Annotated in this window: 12 protein-coding genes; 5 read left to right on the top strand and 7 right to left on the bottom strand. The window is 70.9% G+C overall.

The genetic code is table 11. The annotated features are described in order from the left end of the window. Window positions 1-4: 4 nt before the first annotated feature. Genes AB0P18_RS14675 through AB0P18_RS14665 form a run of 3 tightly spaced genes read right to left on the bottom strand, consistent with a single transcriptional unit; the run spans window position 5 to window position 4,269 of the window. Entirely contained in the window at window positions 5-1,780 is a 1,776-nt protein-coding gene (locus tag AB0P18_RS14675) for a gamma-glutamyltransferase (RefSeq protein ID WP_363360649.1), read from the bottom strand. Then, window positions 1,777-3,222, bottom strand: a complete 1,446-nt coding sequence (locus AB0P18_RS14670; protein WP_363360648.1) for an aminopeptidase P family protein — start codon at window positions 3,220-3,222, stop codon at window positions 1,777-1,779. Before AB0P18_RS14670 ends, AB0P18_RS14675 begins: the two co-directional genes overlap by 4 nt. Before the next feature lie 27 nt (window positions 3,223-3,249). Beyond that, entirely contained in the window at window positions 3,250-4,269 is a 1,020-nt protein-coding gene (locus tag AB0P18_RS14665; RefSeq protein WP_344054341.1) for an endonuclease/exonuclease/phosphatase family protein, read from the bottom strand. Window positions 4,270-4,345: 76 nt separating this feature from the next. Between AB0P18_RS14665 and AB0P18_RS14660 the strand changes: the two genes are divergently transcribed. Further along, complete coding sequence (locus AB0P18_RS14660; protein ID WP_363360647.1) at window positions 4,346-5,209, top strand: PHP domain-containing protein; 864 nt, start codon at window positions 4,346-4,348, stop codon at window positions 5,207-5,209. Between the two features lie 69 nt (window positions 5,210-5,278). On the opposite strand, the gene AB0P18_RS14655 is transcribed toward AB0P18_RS14660, so the two are convergent. Next, on the bottom strand, window positions 5,279-5,692 hold the full coding sequence (locus AB0P18_RS14655) for an SHOCT domain-containing protein (RefSeq protein ID WP_344054336.1): 414 nt from the start codon (window positions 5,690-5,692) through the stop codon (window positions 5,279-5,281). A 60-nt stretch (window positions 5,693-5,752) separates the two neighbouring features. Continuing rightward, a complete protein-coding gene (locus tag AB0P18_RS14650; protein WP_363360646.1) occupies window positions 5,753-7,234 on the bottom strand; it encodes a DEAD/DEAH box helicase in 1,482 nt (493 codons plus the stop codon). A 232-nt stretch (window positions 7,235-7,466) separates the two neighbouring features. Between AB0P18_RS14650 and AB0P18_RS14645 the strand changes: the two genes are divergently transcribed. Continuing rightward, on the top strand, window positions 7,467-8,180 hold the full coding sequence (locus AB0P18_RS14645) for a ferritin-like fold-containing protein (RefSeq protein WP_344054332.1): 714 nt from the start codon (window positions 7,467-7,469) through the stop codon (window positions 8,178-8,180). Window positions 8,181-8,192: 12 nt separating this feature from the next. On the opposite strand, the gene AB0P18_RS14640 is transcribed toward AB0P18_RS14645, so the two are convergent. Both AB0P18_RS14640 and AB0P18_RS14635 read right to left on the bottom strand, forming a co-directional pair. Beyond that, a complete protein-coding gene (locus tag AB0P18_RS14640; protein WP_363360645.1) occupies window positions 8,193-8,483 on the bottom strand; it encodes a hypothetical protein in 291 nt (96 codons plus the stop codon). A 2-nt stretch (window positions 8,484-8,485) separates the two neighbouring features. After that, a complete protein-coding gene (locus AB0P18_RS14635; RefSeq protein WP_344054328.1) occupies window positions 8,486-8,710 on the bottom strand; it encodes a DUF3107 domain-containing protein in 225 nt (74 codons plus the stop codon). Window positions 8,711-8,869: 159 nt separating this feature from the next. Here AB0P18_RS14635 and AB0P18_RS14630 point away from each other — a divergent pair, with 159 nt between their 5' ends. The 3 genes from AB0P18_RS14630 to AB0P18_RS14620 all read left to right on the top strand — a co-directional run. Then, window positions 8,870-11,986, top strand: coding sequence for an ATP-dependent DNA helicase (locus AB0P18_RS14630; RefSeq protein WP_363360644.1), 3,117 nt, complete (start codon window positions 8,870-8,872; stop codon window positions 11,984-11,986). Then, window positions 11,983-15,330, top strand: coding sequence for an ATP-dependent DNA helicase (locus tag AB0P18_RS14625; RefSeq protein ID WP_363360643.1), 3,348 nt, complete (start codon window positions 11,983-11,985; stop codon window positions 15,328-15,330). The genes AB0P18_RS14630 and AB0P18_RS14625 overlap by 4 nt, the downstream gene beginning before the upstream one ends. A gap of 104 nt (window positions 15,331-15,434) precedes the next feature. Further along, window positions 15,435-15,872, top strand: a 438-nt coding sequence (locus AB0P18_RS14620; RefSeq protein WP_363360642.1) for a leucine zipper domain-containing protein, incomplete at its 3' end; no start/stop codon positions are given.

Below are 15,872 nucleotides of genomic sequence, written 5' to 3'. Positions count from 1 at the left end.
GGGATCAGCGTCCCGCCGCGTAGCCCTGCATCCCGCGCGGGTTGGCCGCCGCCCACACCAGACCGTCGTGGTTCCGGCCGACCGCCGAGACCCTGCCGAGCGACCAGTCGCCGGCGCGGGTCACGTCGTGCCCGCGTGCGCGCAGACCGTCGATCACGGCGTCGCCGAGGCGGTCCTCGACGACGACGCCGGCCGGTGTCCAGCCGCGCGGCCAGAACGAGTCCACGAGCGCCGTCGTGTGCAACGACGGCGCATCGATCGCCTGTTGCGCCGAATAACCGCCGACGATCATCCGCAGGAGGACGGGAACCTGCCACTGCTCCTGCTGATCACCGCCCGGTGTCCCGAGCGCCATCACGGCTCGGCCGTCCCGGAGGACGAGCGTCGGCGTGAGGGTCGTCCGCGGGCGGCTGCCCGGTCGAAGCGCCGCGGGGGAGTCGGCATCCAGCCACATCATCTGCAGCCGGGTGCCGAGGCAGAACCCGAGTTCGGGGATCGCGGGGGAGGACTGCAACCACCCACCGGACGGGGTCACGGCGATCATGTTGCCCCATCGATCGGTCACGTCGATGTGACACGTGTCACCGCGCGTCGGCTCGCCGACGCCCGCGGCTGCGGGCTCGCCGGCCGGGCGGCGCAGCGGGGGACGGAAGGGCGCGCGGCCGGGAAGGTGCCCCGGACGCCACTCGCGAGACGCTTCGTCACCGATCTGTGCGCGGCGAACGGCGGCGTAGTCGGCCGAGAGGAGTTCGGTGAGGGCGAGATCGCCGTCGCCGTAGTACGCGTCGCGGTCGGCGAGGGCGAGCTTGAGAGCCTCGAGGATCGTGTGCGCCCCGCGTTCGGTGGACGGGTCGATCTCGTCGTACCCGTCCAGGATGCGCAGGGTCTGCAGCAGTGCAGGCCCTTGCGTCCACGCACCCGCTTTCGCGATCGTGTGACCGCGGACGTCGACGGTGACGGCTGCTTCGTAACCCGCGTCGAACGCCGCGAAGTCGGCTGTCGCGATGACCGCCGCGTGGTCGGCGCCGTCCGAATGGCGGTGAGGCTCCGCCAGGAACCGGGCCGCGCTGCGGGCCACGGCGCCGGTCTTCCACTCCCGGCGCGCGGCGTCGATGCGCGCCGCGCGGTCCGCTTCACCGTCGCCTCGGATGCCGCTCCCGGCGTCCACGAGCGAGTCGAGCACGGCGGCATAAGCCGGATTGCGCACGATCGTGCCCGCGGCGGGCACCCGATCATCCGGCATCCACAGCGACGCCGAGCTCGGCCAGTGCGTCCTGAAGAGGTCGGCGACCCGCGCGATCGTGCCGGCGGCCTGCGCGAGGAGGGGGTGACCGTCGCGGGCGTAGCCGATCGCGTAGGCGAGGACGTCGCCGAGTTCCCACGTCCCGTGGTCGCGCAGGAGGGTCAGCCAGGCGTCCACCGCGCCGGGCACCGCCGCCGCGAGCCCCCCCGCCCCGGGGACGAGGTCCAGGCCCTCGGCGCGGTAGTGCGCGATCGTGGCGGCTGCGGGTGCGGGTCCCTGCCCCATGAGCACCACCGGCGTTCCCGGGTCCGTCGCCGTGGCGAAGATCCCGACGAGATCGCCGCCGGGACCGTTTAGGTGCGGCTCGACGACGTGCAGCACGAAACCGCCCGCGACGACGGCGTCGAACGCGTTGCCGCCGCGCTCCAGGACCGCCTGGGCGCTCGCCGTCGCGAGCCAGTGCGTGGACGCGGACATGCCGAACGTCCCGGTGAGCGTCGGTCGTGTGGCGAAGGGTTCGGGCGGGGTGAAACTCACGCGCTCTGCCGAGCGATCCACGCTTCGACCTCGTCCGCGGTCCGCGGGATCGCGGCCGAGAGGTTCACCGGGCCGTCCTCGGTCATGAGGATGTCGTCCTCGATGCGCACGCCGATGCCCCGGTACTCCTCGGGCACGGTCAGATCGTCGATCTGGAAGTACAGACCGGGCTCGATCGTGAAGACCATGCCGGGCTCGAGCGTTCCGCCCGCGTAGAGCTCGCGCCGCGCCTGTGCGCAGTCGTGCACGTCGATGCCGAGGTGGTGACTCGTGCCGTGGACCATGTAGCGGCGGTGATGGTGACCGGTGGCCGGGTCGAGCGATTCCGCCGGCGTGACCGGCAGGAAGCCCCACTCGTGCACGCGCTCGGCGATCACCCGCCACGCCGCGGCGTTCAGCTCGCTGAACTTCGCACCCGGGCGGGCGGCCGCGAACGCGGCGTCGGCGGCTTCGCGCACCGCCTCGTACACGCGACGCTGCACGTCGGTGAAGGTGCCGCTCACCGGAATGGTGCGAGTGATATCGGCGGTATAGAGACTGTCGACCTCGACGCCCGCGTCGATCAGGATGAGGTCGCCCGGGCGGACGGCCCCGTCGTTGCGGGTCCAGTGCAGATAGCACGCGTGCGGTCCGGACGCGGCGATCGTGTCGTACCCCTCCCAATTGCCGTCGCTGCGGGCGCGCTGGTGGAAGACGCCCTCGACGATCCGCTCGCCGCGCGGGTGGGCGATGATCCGAGGCAGGTCGGCGAGGATGTCGTCGAAGCCGTCGGCTGTCACATCGACCGCGAGCTGCAGCTGCGCGACCTCGTAGTCGTCCTTGCGCAGGCGCAGCTCGGAGACGAACCGGGTCAGGTCGGCATCCGCATCGACGACGAGGTCGTCGGGGGATGCCGAGAACGCGTCGATGTGATCGGTCGGAATCTGCAGGTCGGCCGCGACAGCCGCCCGGGAGGGGCGGGGGCCGATCCAGAACTCCCCGATGGACGCGTCGGCGTAGAACTCCGCCGTGGTGCGGTCGGCGCGCTCGCGGAAGTACAGCGTCACGTCGTGGCCGCCCGCTGGGAGCGGGTCGAAGACGAGGACGGAATCGGGCACCGCATCACAGGCCCACCCGGTCAGGTGCGCGAACGCCGAGTGCGCACGGAAGGGGTAGTCGGTGTCGTTGCTGCGCACCCGGTACGGCCCCGCGGGAACCACGAGCCGTTTGCCGGGGAACGCCGCGGACACGGCGTCCCGCCGACGTGCGGCGTACGGCGCCTGCTCGCGCGGAGCGGGCAGCACCTCGGGGCGGTCGGCCCAGCCGTCCGAGATCGTCTCGAGGAAGCCGTCGCCGAAGCCCTGGCGGCGGTTCACAGTGCTGTTCTCGGGGATCTGCCCGGATTCTGCGGGGATGGTCTCAGTGGCTTCGGTCGTGCCGGTCGCCTCGCCTGCGGTGCTCATCGCACCAGTCTCGCACCGGGGTGGGACTCAGTCGACCGGTTCGAACTGGACGATCAGCGGGCGATGGTCGCTGCCCGATGCGTCCATGGACTGCAGGACCAGGGATCCTGTCGCCCGCCAGTGGCTGGAGGCCATGACGTGATCGATCGGCGCTCCGGCGAGAGCCGGGATCTGCGCGGTCCACGTCCCTACTCCGCCGTTGCCGGTCTCGCTCGCGCCGTCGAGGCACCGTCCGAGTGTGCCGCCGTCCACACCGAGGTTCGTCATGTGATCGATCGTGGCGTTGAAGTCGCCCGCCATGATCACGTTGTCGTCGACGCACTGGTCGGCGAGCCACTGCAGGTCGGATCGCCAGTACTGCATGTAGCTCTGGCGGGGGGCGACGGCATGGGCGGCGACCACGATCGGCCCGTCGCCGTTCGTGGGCATCGCGACCGCGCTCGGGACCGTGGAGGTGTTGCTCGACCCGTCCAAAGAGGACTCGATCACGGCGTAGTCACCGAGCTCCGGCGAGATCAGGAGCGTCGTCGAGCCGGCATCCCACTGCGTCTCGGGGTAGTCCGTGTAGTGCGCCCACATCGGGTGCCCCAGCTCGCGCATCGCGACGGCGACGGCCCCTCCGGTTTCGATCGTCGTCTCGGGCAGGGTCACGATGTCGGCATCCATCGCGACCGCGATCTGCGCGACGGTGTCCGCGGAGGTCGCCGAGCCCGCCGTGTTCCATGTCATCACCCGGATCGTGTTCTCGGTCTTGGCGGGCAGGGCGTCCGTGCCGGTCCCGCGGGAGGTGAGGACCGCGGCGTTGCCCACCGCGCCCACGAGCGCGATGACCGCGACCGAGAGGGCGAGCGCGCGCAGCGGGCGCGCGATCGCGAGCAGCAGCGCGACGACGGCGATCACCGCGAACGCGACCGCGAGCAAACCGCGGAAGGACACGATCTGCGCGATCGGGAAGGTCCGCTCGAGGCGGAAGAAGGCCGGCCAGGTGAGGATCGCCGCCGCGATCGCGAAGATCACGGTCGCGAGGATCCCGAGCAGGCGCAGCACCCCGCGACTCTATGTCAGCAGTCTGAGAGGTCGGCGCGAGCGGCTCGCGTCCGGCCGCCCGCGCTACGCTTCAAGGATGCCGGGAACGCGACGCTTCGAGGGGCCGAGCGATCTCCACCTGCACTCGATCCACTCCGACGGCACGGAGTCCGCGGCGGGGGTCATGGCGGCCGCGCACGCGCACGGCCTGCGCACCGCGGCGCTCACGGACCACGACACGACCTCCGGGTGGTCCGAGGCCGCGGAGGCGGCAGGGTCCCTCGGCATGACCTTCATCCCCGGTATGGAACTGTCGGCGAAGCACGAGTGGCGGAGCGTCCATGTCCTGGCCTACCTGTTCGATCCCGACGACGCGGGGCTCCGCGCCATGACCGACCGGATCCGCGCGTCCCGCACGGATCGCGCCCGGACGATGGCGGATCGCATCTCGCGCGACTTCGACCTGCACTGGGACGACATCCTCGCCCAGACCTCCGACGGCGCGACGATCGGGCGACCGCACATCGCCGACGCCCTCATCGCGAAGGGGCACGTGCGCGACCGGACCGAGGCGTTCGAGGACATCCTCAGCCCGCGCGGGGAGTACTACGTGGCGCTGTACGCCCCCGATCCGGTGCTGGCGGTCGAAACCGTCGTGGCCGCGGGCGGCGTGCCGATCATCGCGCACCCGGCCGGGCGCGCGGGCCTTCTGCCTGAGGGCGTGATGCAGCGGATGCTGGATGCCGGCCTCGGCGGATTCGAGCTCGGCCACCGCGAGAACCTCGAGCCCGGCATCCGGACCCTGCGCAGGATCTGCGAGGAACGCGACCTGATCGTCACCGGCTCGAGCGACTATCACGGGCTCGGGAAGCCGAACCGGCCGGGGGAGCACACCACGAGCGACGACATGGTGGCACGCCTGATCGCCCGTGCGCGCGGGACGACACCGGCCTACGCCTGAACTGCCGCCCTCCGATGGACGACGAAGGTCCCGCCGCGATGCGACGGGACCTTCGTGGACGGGCTGGGGTCAGCCGAGTGCTTTGGTCTTGATGCTGTCGAACTCCGCCTGAGTGATCGCTCCGGAATCCAGCAGCGCCTTGGCCTTCGCGATCTCCTCCGCCGGGCTCGAGGTCGCGACCGACTTGATGTACTGGTCCTGAGCGGCCTTGTACTCACGCGCCTGCGCCGCGCCGCGCTCCTGCATGCCCTTGCCGCGGGCGATCAGGTACACCAGCAGGGTCAGGAACGGGACGAAGATCAGGAAGATGATCCAGACGGCCTTCCACCACCCGCTGAGCTTGTGGTCGCGGAACAGGTCGCCGACCACGGCGAACAGGGCGATCAGGTAGGTGAAGAAGACGAACGCCCACAGGAACCACCAGATCAAGTCCCCGATGGAGCCCCAGAATCCCTGGTACTCCACTGCTTCAATGATTCTCATTGCTGCCTTTCGTGCGAGGTATGCGGCACGGTCGCCGCGCCGATCACACTAGCGCGTGGCTCAGGCGCCGGCGGCCGCGCCGCTCGGGCGGGAGCCGCCGCGGCGGCGACGGCGGCGTCGCGGCGCCGCATTGCCGTCGTGGTGCTCGCTGCCGCCGCCGTCGTGCGTGCCCTGCCCGTCGGCACCGTCGTCCGCACCGTGCTCGGCGGGGACGACGGGAGCGGACTCGGCCGTGCGTGCCTGGTCCGCCTCGCCGCCCTGACCGCCACGGCGACGGCGGCGGCGCGGTGCGCCGTCGCGGTCGCCCGACGCGGCGGGAGCGGCATCCTGCGTCTTGACCGCTTGCGTGCGCGGTGCCGTGACGAGGCGACCCTTCGTGCCGGCGGGGATGTCGAGATCGGTGTACAGGTGAGGGCTCGACGAGTAGGTCTCGACCGGCTCGGGCTGGCCGAACTCGAGGGCGCGGTTGATGAGCGCCCATTTGTGCAGGTCATCCCAGTCGACGAACGTCACGGCGATGCCGGTCTTGCCGGCCCGGCCCGTGCGGCCGGCTCGGTGCAGGTAGGTCTTCTCGTCGTCCGGGATCGTGTGGTTGATCACGTGCGTGACGTCGTCGACGTCGATGCCGCGTGCGGCGACGTCGGTCGCGATCAGGACGTCCTTCTTGCCGGCCTTGAACGCGGCCATCGAGCGCTCGCGCGCCTCCTGGCTCATGTCGCCGTGCACGGAGGCGGAATTGAAGCCGCGGTCGCCGAGCTCGTCCGCGAGGCGCTGCGCCGCGCGCTTCGTGCGCGTGAAGATCACGGTCTTGCCGCGGCCCTCGGCCTGCAGGATGCGCGCGATCACCTCGTCCTTGTCGAGCGAGTGCGCGCGGTAGACGAGGTGCTTGATGTTGGCCTGCGTGAGACCCTCGTCGGGATCGGTCGCGCGGATGTGGATCGGGTTCGTCATGAACCGGCGTGCGAGCGCCACGATCGGGCCGGGCATCGTCGCCGAGAACAGCTGCGTGTGACGGATCGCCGGGACCTTCGAGAAGATCTTCTCGATGTCGGGGAGGAAGCCGAGGTCGAGCATCTTGTCTGCCTCGTCGAGGACCACCTCGGTGGCGTGCGACAGGTCGAGCAGGCGCTGGTTGTTCAGGTCGATGAGTCGCCCGGGGGTGCCGACGACGATCTGCGCGCCCGCCTTCAGCTGATCGATCTGACCCTCGTAGGCCTTTCCGCCGTAGATGGCGACGACGCTCGTGGAGCGACCGCGCGTGAGCATGTCGATGTCCTCGTACACCTGGACGCACAGCTCGCGCGTCGGGACGACGATGAGGGCCTTGACACCGTGCGCGGGGTCGGGTCCGAGGCGCTGCACGACGGGGATGCCGAAACCGAAGGTCTTACCCGTGCCGGTCTTGGCCTGGCCGATGATGTCCTGGCCGGGAAGTCCGAGGGGGATCGTCTGCTCCTGGATGGGGAACGCGTCGACGATCCCCTTCTCGGCGAGGGTCTGGACGATGTCCTGGTCGACGCCGAGTTCGGCGAACGTGGTCACGATGTGGGCCTGTCCGGCAGTGAGATGCTGCCTCGTGGTGCCCGGGCGCGGGATCATTCGCCGCGCGGGCGGGGGTGGGATCCACGCCCTTTCTCTGCCACAGGCGCGGGAGCCCCGATCCGATGCCGGGGACGACGTCCAGGATACCGGCTCGCGTGCGCGGATGCCGTATTCACCGGTCGCGGGGCAGCGCACCTCCGCGCGCAGGATGCCGCACACCTATGCTGAGGGGGTGGTGAAGTGGTTCTGGCAGCAGCGCCCGGCTGCGCGAAAGCTCCAGCTGCGATCTCGCGACCAGGTCGGCGATGCGCATCGCGTGGACTTCGAAGAGCTCGCGCCCGAGATCGACACGTTCCTCGGACAGGCGGCCTACCTCCAGCTCGGGTACTTCGAGACGCTGTCCGAGCTCATCGCCTCCACTCCCGAGCTCGCCGAGAAGGAGTCGCTGTCGCGCGCTGCCGGCGCGGCGCTGCGCAAGCACGAGGAGATCGTCGCCCTCATCCGGGAGCGCGGCGACGATCCCACCAGCATCATGCTTCCCTTCCGGGAGCCGCTGGACGCCTTCCGCCGCGCCACTCACGGAGTGCGTCCGCAAGAGACGATGCTGTCCGTGCACATCACCGCGGGCATGCTCGACGACTTCTATCTCGCGCTGTCCGCCAGCTACGGCGAGACGGGTCGGCGGGTCGCCCGCATCCTGCAGGCGGACGATGACCGACAGGCGATCGTGGACATCATCGGCGCGACGATCGCGAGCGACCAGGAGTGGAAGTCGCTTCTGGCGATGTGGGGACGACGTCTCGTCGGCGACACCCTGCTGATCGCGCGGGCGGCGCTGCGACCCACGACGCTCCGGATCGCCGACGAGCAGAAAGTCGAGCCGGTGTTCACCGATCTGATGGGTGCCCATTCGCGCCGGATGGACGCGATGGGTCTGGCCGCCTGAGGCCGGACCGGATCAGCCGATCTTCAATCGCGCTCGCTCACGGGCGTCGTGCGTCGTCCGCGAGCGGGCGAGGAGCGAGAGGACCGGGTAGACCACCACGGCGGGCACGAGGAACGCCGAGAGCCAGAGCCAGACGCTGTCCAGGCCCAGACCGCTCCAGGTGAGGATCATCCACGCGGCGCCGGCGACGACTGCGCCGAGCACGGGCCCGAGAGCCGTGCCCCGAGTGGCCCGACCGGACGCGAGGAAGTGCGCGGCCGTGCCGATCGCGGCGCCGACGATGAGGGCGAGGAGGATCTGCACGATCAGGCGACGAAGCCGACCCGACGGGTCTCTTCCGTGCCGAGCTCGACGTAAGCCAGGCTCGCGGTGGGGACGATGTAGCTCGTGCCCTTCGCATCGACGAGGGTGAGGTGCGTCGCACCCGCATCCAGAGCCGTCGCGACGGCCTTCTTCACGTCGGCCGCGCTTTCGTTCGTCTCGAAGTTGAGCTCACGGCCGGTGTTCGTGATGCCGATGCGGATCTCCACGTGAATAACCTCCTGCGGCGGGGCCGTGCCCCGTGGCCTCGTGCGCCCGGAACCCCGGCGCGCATGGCAACTCTACGACACGGCCCCACCCCGTCCGGCCGTGGTCGACACGCTCTCGGCGAACGCCGGGTGTCGGCGGTTCCGGCTAGCGTCGAAGGCATGGAGCAGAGGTCGGGTGAGCGCGCGGCGTTCGATCCCGATCCGCACCAGGCCGCGGTGATCGGGCTTCCCGCGACGGCGTCGGGAGTCGTCGTCGGCGTCCCCGGCAGCGGCAAGACCGCCACGATCATCGCCCGGCTCGCGTCCCTCGTCCACGCCGGCTTGCATCCGGATTCCGTCCTGGTCCTGACGCCGTCGCGGCAGGCTGCGACCGCGCTGCGGGACCGTCTCGCGATCGCCGTCGGGCAGGCGACCTCGGGCGCGATGGCCCGCTCGGTGGCCTCCTTCTCGTTCCAGCTCGTCCGAGCGGCATCCGTCGCGGCGGGGGACCCCCCTCCGCAGCTGCTCACCGGGGGCGACGAAGACCAGATCATCCACGATCTGCTCGACGGCGACGCGGAGGACGAAGCCGCGGGACGAATCCGCTGGCCGGACGCGTTGCCGGCCGCCGTGCGGTCGACGGCCGGCTTCCGCGCCGAAGTGCGGGCCTTCATGGCCGAGTGCACGACACTCGGGATCGACCCCGCCCGGCTGCGGACGCTGGGCGCGGCGCACCGCGTGGAGGCGTGGCCGGCGGTCGCGGATTTCTACGCCGACTACCTGCAGGTGCGCGCCGACATGCGCGGGGCTCACCGGGATGCGGCGAGCCTCGTGCGCGAGGCGGTGGGCGTCGTCCGCACGGCCGAGCCCGCGCTCGTCCCGCCTCAGCGCGTCATCCTCGTCGACGACGCGCAAGAGCTCACGCTGGGTGGCGTGGAGCTGCTGGAGGCCTGTCGGGCGCGGGGCATCGCGGTGCTCGCCTTCGGTGATCCCGATGTCGGCTCGGGAGCCTTCCGAGGAGCGACGGCCGAGAACTTCTCGCGTCTCGCGATGAGCCTCGGGCCGGTCTCGGTGCTGCGCCACGTGCACCGTGGCACGGCGTGGCAGGCCGAGACGGTTCGCCGGGTGACCGAGCGCATCGGTGCCGTCGGAGTCGTCGCCCATCGGCGGGCGGCCTCGGATGCCGTCGCCGACACGTCCGTCCGCGCGTTGACACTGCGTTCACCGGCGGAGGAGATCGACGCGATCGCGCGACTGCTGCGCGAACGCCACGTGCACGACGGCGTGCCCTGGTCGCAGTGCGCCGTGATCGCCCACGACACGCGCCAGATCACCCAGCTCGAATCCGAACTGGCCGCGCGGGAGGTTCCGACGCGCTCGAGCGGGCCGGGCCGGCCATTGGGGACGCTGGCCCCCGCGCGTGATCTGCTGAGACTTCTCGACCTCGCCGCGCGCGACGAGTGGACGTTCGAGGATGCCGCGGACGCGCTCGGGGGCATGACCACTCGTCTGGATGCGATCGAGCTGCGCCGGGTGCGCTCGGCACTCCGTCACGTCGCACTCCGGGCGCAGGACGGCGTTCCTGAGGCGACGTCCGGGCGCGACCTGCTGCTGTCCGCGATGCGCAACCCCATCGAGTTCGATCTCGTCGACACGCGCGAAGCCCGTCGCGCCGCGGTGCTCGCCCGCACGCTCGCGGTGCTGCGTGACGAGATCGCGCGCGGGGCGAGCGCCCACGAGCTGCTGTGGACCGCATGGGAGCGCAGCGGTCTCGAGCGTGCCTGGAGCCAGACGGCCGCCGGACTCGGTCCGCTCGCCGAGCAGGCGCACCGCGATTTGGACGCCGTCGTCGCGCTCTTCCAAGCCGCCAAACGCTTCGCGGAGCGCTCGATGGACGCCGATCCCCGGGTCTTCGTGCGCAGCATCCTGGACAGCACCGTCGCCGAGGATCGCCTGGACGCCCCGCTCGGAGGTGAGGTCGTGCGCGTTCTCACGCCCGCGGGTGCTCTGGGAACGGAGTTCGACACGGTCGTGGTCGCCGGGATGCAGGAGGGGGTGTGGCCGAACACCCGTCTGCGCGGCTCGCTTCTGGACACGTGGCGACTCGCGGATGCCGCCACCCGTGCCGATGGCGGGGCGGCGTCGAGCCTGGACCGACGTCGTCAGGCGATGCACGACGAGCTGCGGCTCCTCGCCCGAGCGCTTTCCCGTGCGCGTGCGCGATTGGTCGTCACGGCCGTCGACGATGACGACACCGGACCGAGCGTCTTCTTCGAGCTGCTGCCTGATCCCGAGCCCTACGCCGTGGAGCACCCGCTGTCGCTGCGCGGCTTGGTGGCGGCACATCGGCGCACCCTGACGACCGCGCCGACGGGATCGCGCGCAGTCCACGCGGCGGAGCAGCTCGCGGTGCTCGCCGATGCCGGGGTCGCGGGTGCCGCCCCGTCGCAATGGTTCGGTGTCGCTCCGCCCACTTCGACCGGACCGCTCCGCGATCTCGCGGTCGAGGACGTGCGGGTCTCGCCCTCGCGCCTGCACACGCTCGAGGAGTGCGAGCTGAACTGGGTGATCGGCGATCTGGGCGGCGATCCGGGTGGAGCCACGGCGGGTCTCGGCACGATCATCCACGCTGCGCTCGAACATGCGTCGGACACGGACGAGTCGACGCTGTGGGCCGAAGTCGAATCGCGGTGGGGTGAGCTGACGTTCGAGGCGGAGTGGCGCGATCGCGCCGAGCGGGCGCGGGCCCGGGACCTGATACGACGGCTCCACCTCTACCTGCGGCGGTTCGACGCGGCGGGCGGCACTCTGATCGGCGCGGAGCCCCACTTCGAGGTCCCGATCCCTCTGGAGGACGAGGAGCCGACGGCGCACGGCGCGATCCTTTCGGGGTACATCGACCGTGTGGAGCGCTCGCCGGAGGGGAGCGTGGTGATCGTCGACCTGAAGACCGGCAAGCGCGAGCCGCAGACGGACGCGAAGGTCACCGACAACCCGCAGCTCGCGGCGTATCAGCTCGCCTTCGAGGCGGGCGCGATCCCCTCGGCCGCAGGGCTTCCGGCCGGCGGCGCGAAGCTCCTCGTCCTGCGCCCCACCGCAGCGCGGGCGGACTACGCCACGCCCTGGCAGGCACCGTTCGACGATGAGAGCCGCGCGGCATTCCTGACGCGTCTGCGCGCGGCGATCGGGGTGATGCGCGGGACGTCCTTCAGGGCCGCCTACGAAGAGCACTGCCGCGACGAGCACTCCTACGGACTGTGCCGCATCCACACGATCGCCGCGGTGAGCGCCTCGTGAGCGGCTCGACCGCTCCGGCGCCGGTCGCGACCGCGTCGCTGTCCGCCGCGGTGATCGCCGCGGCGCTCGGCCAGTTTCCGCCCACACCCGCGCAGACCGCCGTGATCGAATCACCGCTGGAGCCGGCGCTCGTCGTCGCGGGCGCGGGCAGCGGCAAGACCGAGACGATGGCCGGTCGGGTCGTCTGGCTCGTGGCTAACCGGCTGGTGCGGCGCGACGAGATCCTGGGTCTCACGTTCACCCGCAAAGCCGCCGGCGAGCTTGCGGAGCGGATCCAGGTGCGGCTGCAGCGACTCGCGGAGTTCGAGCGATGGGGGCTGCTGGGGGCGCTTCCGCAGCTGCACGGCGCCGGGCATCTCGACGTGTTCGGCGAACTCGAGCGCTCCGGAGCGCACGGTGCGAAGGCCGTCGCCGCACGTGCGGAGATCATGGCGAAGCTCGCCACGGAGGTCGGTGCGCGACCGGAGGCTCCGGACGAGGACGCCCTCCTCCATCGGCCCGTCGTCTCGACCTACAACAGCTTCGCGGATCAGATCGTCCGTGAGCACGCCGTCCGCATCGGTCGCGACTCCGACGCGGTGATGCTGTCCGAGTCCGCGGCGTGGCTGCTGATGCGTCGCGTGGTTTTCGCCTCCGACGATCCTCAGCTCGAGACGAGGACCGAAGCGATCCGCAGCATCATCGATGCGGCGCTGCGCATCGCGCGGGACGGTGTGGACAACCTGGTGTCCTTCGACGACCTCGCCGCCTTCCCCGCGCGCTTCCACGACGTCGTGGACCGCCCGTCCGTGCGCCGCGGCACGATCGTCTATGCCGACGTCGCCGAAGCGGACGACAAAGTGGCCGCCCTCGAGATGCTCGTTGGCCTCGCGCGCGAGTATGCGCAGGAGAAGCGCCGTATCGGCGTCCTCGACTTCTCCGACCAGGTCGCGGGGGCGGTCGAAGTCATCCGTGCGCACCCGGCAGTCGTCGCGGAGCTCCGCGAGCGCTACCGGGTCGTCCTCCTGGACGAATACCAGGACACCTCGGTCATCCAGACCGAGCTGCTCGCGACCCTGTTCGCGGACACCGCGGTCATGGGGGTCGGCGACCCGCATCAGGCGATCTACGGCTGGCGGGGGGCGAGCGCCGGCAACCTTGGCGGCTTCGCCTCTGCATTCGCGTCGGCGGGGGAGTGCGCGCAATATTCGCTGCTGACGAGTTGGCGCAACAGCGCACAGGTACTCAGGGCGGCCAACGCCGTGCTGGCGCCGCTTGCGGCGTCCGCCGCGATCTCGGTCGACGAGCTGTGCGCGCGGCCGGGTGCACCGGACGGCGAGGTGGAACTCGTCTTCGAGAGTGATCTGGATGCCGAGACCGAACGCGTCGCCGCGTGGTTCGCGCACGTCCGCACCGAGCGCGGCCGCCGCGGCCGGAGCACGACCGGCGCGATCCTGTTCCGGAGCAAGAAGCACATGGTGCGTTTCGGCGATGCGCTCGGACGCCGCGGCATCCCGCACCGGATCCTCGGACTCGGCGGGCTCCTGTCCACCCCGGAAGTGGTCGACGTCGTCAGCGCGCTCCGCGTGCTGAGCGACCCGTCGGCCGGGTCCGCGCTGATCCGGCTCCTCGCAGGGCCGCGGTGGGGCATCGGCCTGCCGGATCTGCGCGAACTCGCCGCGCTCGCGCGCCGTCTCGCGCGGCACGACGCGGCGCTGCAGCCTCTGGCCCCGGAGGTCGTCGAGCGCATCCGTTCCAGCGCCGACGACGATGGCGGGTCCCTCCCGGACGCTCTGGACTTCTTCCTGCGTCACCGTGAGGATCACGGGTGGCTGCAGGGCTTCACTCCAGACGCGCGCGAGCGCTTGCGGGAGGCGGCATCCGTCTTCAGCGGCTTGCGCCGCGCGGTGGGTCTTCCCGTTCCCGACCTTGTTCGACTCATCGAATTGGAGCTGAGGCTGGACATCGAGCTGGCCGCCAATGAGTCGCGGGGGCCGGCCCGCATCGCCTCGGCGCAGCTGCGCGCGTTCGTGGACGAGCTGCACGGATTCCTCGCGGCCGACGAGACGGGCTCGATCGCGAACCTGCTCGCCTGGCTCGACCATGCCGAGCAGCGGGATGAGTTCGCGCCGCGGACCGAACCCCCCGAGGACGACGTGGTGCAGCTGCTCACGATCCACGGGTCGAAGGGCCTCGAGTGGGACGCGGTCGCCGTCGTCCGGCTCGTCCGCGACGAGCTGCCCAGCGCGCCGCGCGACACGAAAGGCTGGTTGGGTTTCGGCATCCTGCCCTACTCCTTCCGGGGGGACGCGCGCTGGCTGCCTGCGCTGCAGTGGGAGCGGGATGCCGCGCCCACGCAGCAGGACCTCAAGGCCGCGATCGATGACTTCACCGCCGCGAACCGGGCGCGCCAGCTCGCCGAGGACCGGCGCCTGGCGTACGTCGCCGTCACGCGCGCCCGTGATCATCTGCTCCTCAGCGGCTCGAACTGGTCCGGGACGAAGCGCCCGCGGGCGCGGAGCGTGTTCTGGGACGAGATCGCCGCTGCGCTCCAGGTCGAGGTCTCCGAGGACGAGCCGGGGGAGGATCCGTACCTCGGCGAGCGGCGCGCCCTGCAGTGGCCGATCGATCCGCTCGGCGCGCGCCGCGCGGCCGTGGGGCGAGCGGTGAGCGCCGTCGAAGCGGCTTCGGACGCGCCGCGCGCCGAACCCGACCGGGATGCGGCGCTCCTGCTCGCCGAACGCGAGGCGCGTCAGCATCCGCCGCGGGAAGGCGCCCCGACACGCATCGCCGCTTCGCGGTACAAGGACTTCGTTTCGGACTACAACGGGACCGTCGCGCAACTCGCGCGACCGCTACCCGAGCGGCCGTATCGGCAGACGCGCCTCGGGACGCTCTTCCACGCGTGGGTCGAGCACCGGTCCGGACTCGTCGGCACCGCCGGGTCTCTCGATGACGCGCTGTGGGAGGCCGATGGCGAAGACGAGGCAGAGAATTCGCCCGAATCAGACGCTGCACTCCTGGCAGCGCTGCAGGCCACGTTCGCCGCGTCCGAATGGGGTGGGCTGCGACCGATCGAGGTCGAGACCGAGATCGACTTCACCGAGACGGACACGCTGGACGGACGGCCGCACGTCATCATCTGCAAGCTCGATGCGGTGTACCGGCGCGAAGACCGCGGCGGACGCATCGAGATCGTGGACTGGAAGACGGGCGCTCCGCCGCGCACAGCCGCCGAGACGCAGGAGCGGATGCTGCAGCTCGAGCTGTACCGACGGGCATATCACGCGAAGCACGGAGTCGCCCTCGACGAGATCGACGTCGCGCTCTACTACGTCGCGCACGATCTCGTGCTCCGGGCCTAGATGTACTCGGCTGAGACGTTGGTGACGTTTCGGGGGTTGCGCTGAGGAGAACCTCCGGGGCTTAGTGGAAGTGCTTACGTTCCCTAATCTCCCCGGAGGTTCCCATGGCCCACGGTAGTGCTCGGTTGAATGTGTACGGACGGACCCTGTTGATAACTCGGGTCGTGCACGATGGGCGCCCGGTCGCGCACGTCGCACGAGAGCTGGGTATCTCACGTCAGTGCGCGCATCGTTGGGTGTCCAGGTTCCGTCTGGAGGGAGCGGCCGGGTTGGTGGATCGGTCGTCCCGACCGCGAACCATGCCGCGACGCACGCCGGTCGAGGTCGAGCAACGGGTCCTGCAGCTGCGGGTCCAGCTGCGACAGGGTCAGGACCGGATCGGGTCCGCCGCCGGGGTCCCCGCTCGGACGGTCGGGGCGATCCTGCGTCGACACGGTGTCCCGCGGCTATCGGAATGCGATCCGTTGACCGGCCGGGTCATCCGCGCCTCGAAACAGACCGCCGTCCGATACGAACGCGCCCGCCCGGGTGAGCTGGTCCAC

It is taken from the genome of Microbacterium sp. NPDC064584, from assembly GCF_040687315.1.
Taxonomy (GTDB): domain Bacteria; phylum Actinomycetota; class Actinomycetes; order Actinomycetales; family Microbacteriaceae; genus Microbacterium; species Microbacterium lacus.
Note: the sequence above shows the minus strand (reverse complement) of the source record. Positions and strands in the feature narration are given on the sequence as shown.

Bases quoted from the DNA above. Each gene is read 5' to 3' on its own strand.
- AB0P18_RS14630 (WP_363360644.1), top strand. From the start codon at position 8,870: ATGGAGCAGAGGTCGGGTGAGCGCGCGGCGTTCGATCCCGATCCGCAC.
- AB0P18_RS14660 (WP_363360647.1), top strand. From the start codon at position 4,346: ATGCCGGGAACGCGACGCTTCGAGGGGCCGAGCGATCTCCACCTGCAC.
- AB0P18_RS14655 (WP_344054336.1), bottom strand. From the start codon at position 5,692: ATGAGAATCATTGAAGCAGTGGAGTACCAGGGATTCTGGGGCTCCATC.
- AB0P18_RS14670 (WP_363360648.1), bottom strand. From the start codon at position 3,222: ATGAGCACCGCAGGCGAGGCGACCGGCACGACCGAAGCCACTGAGACC.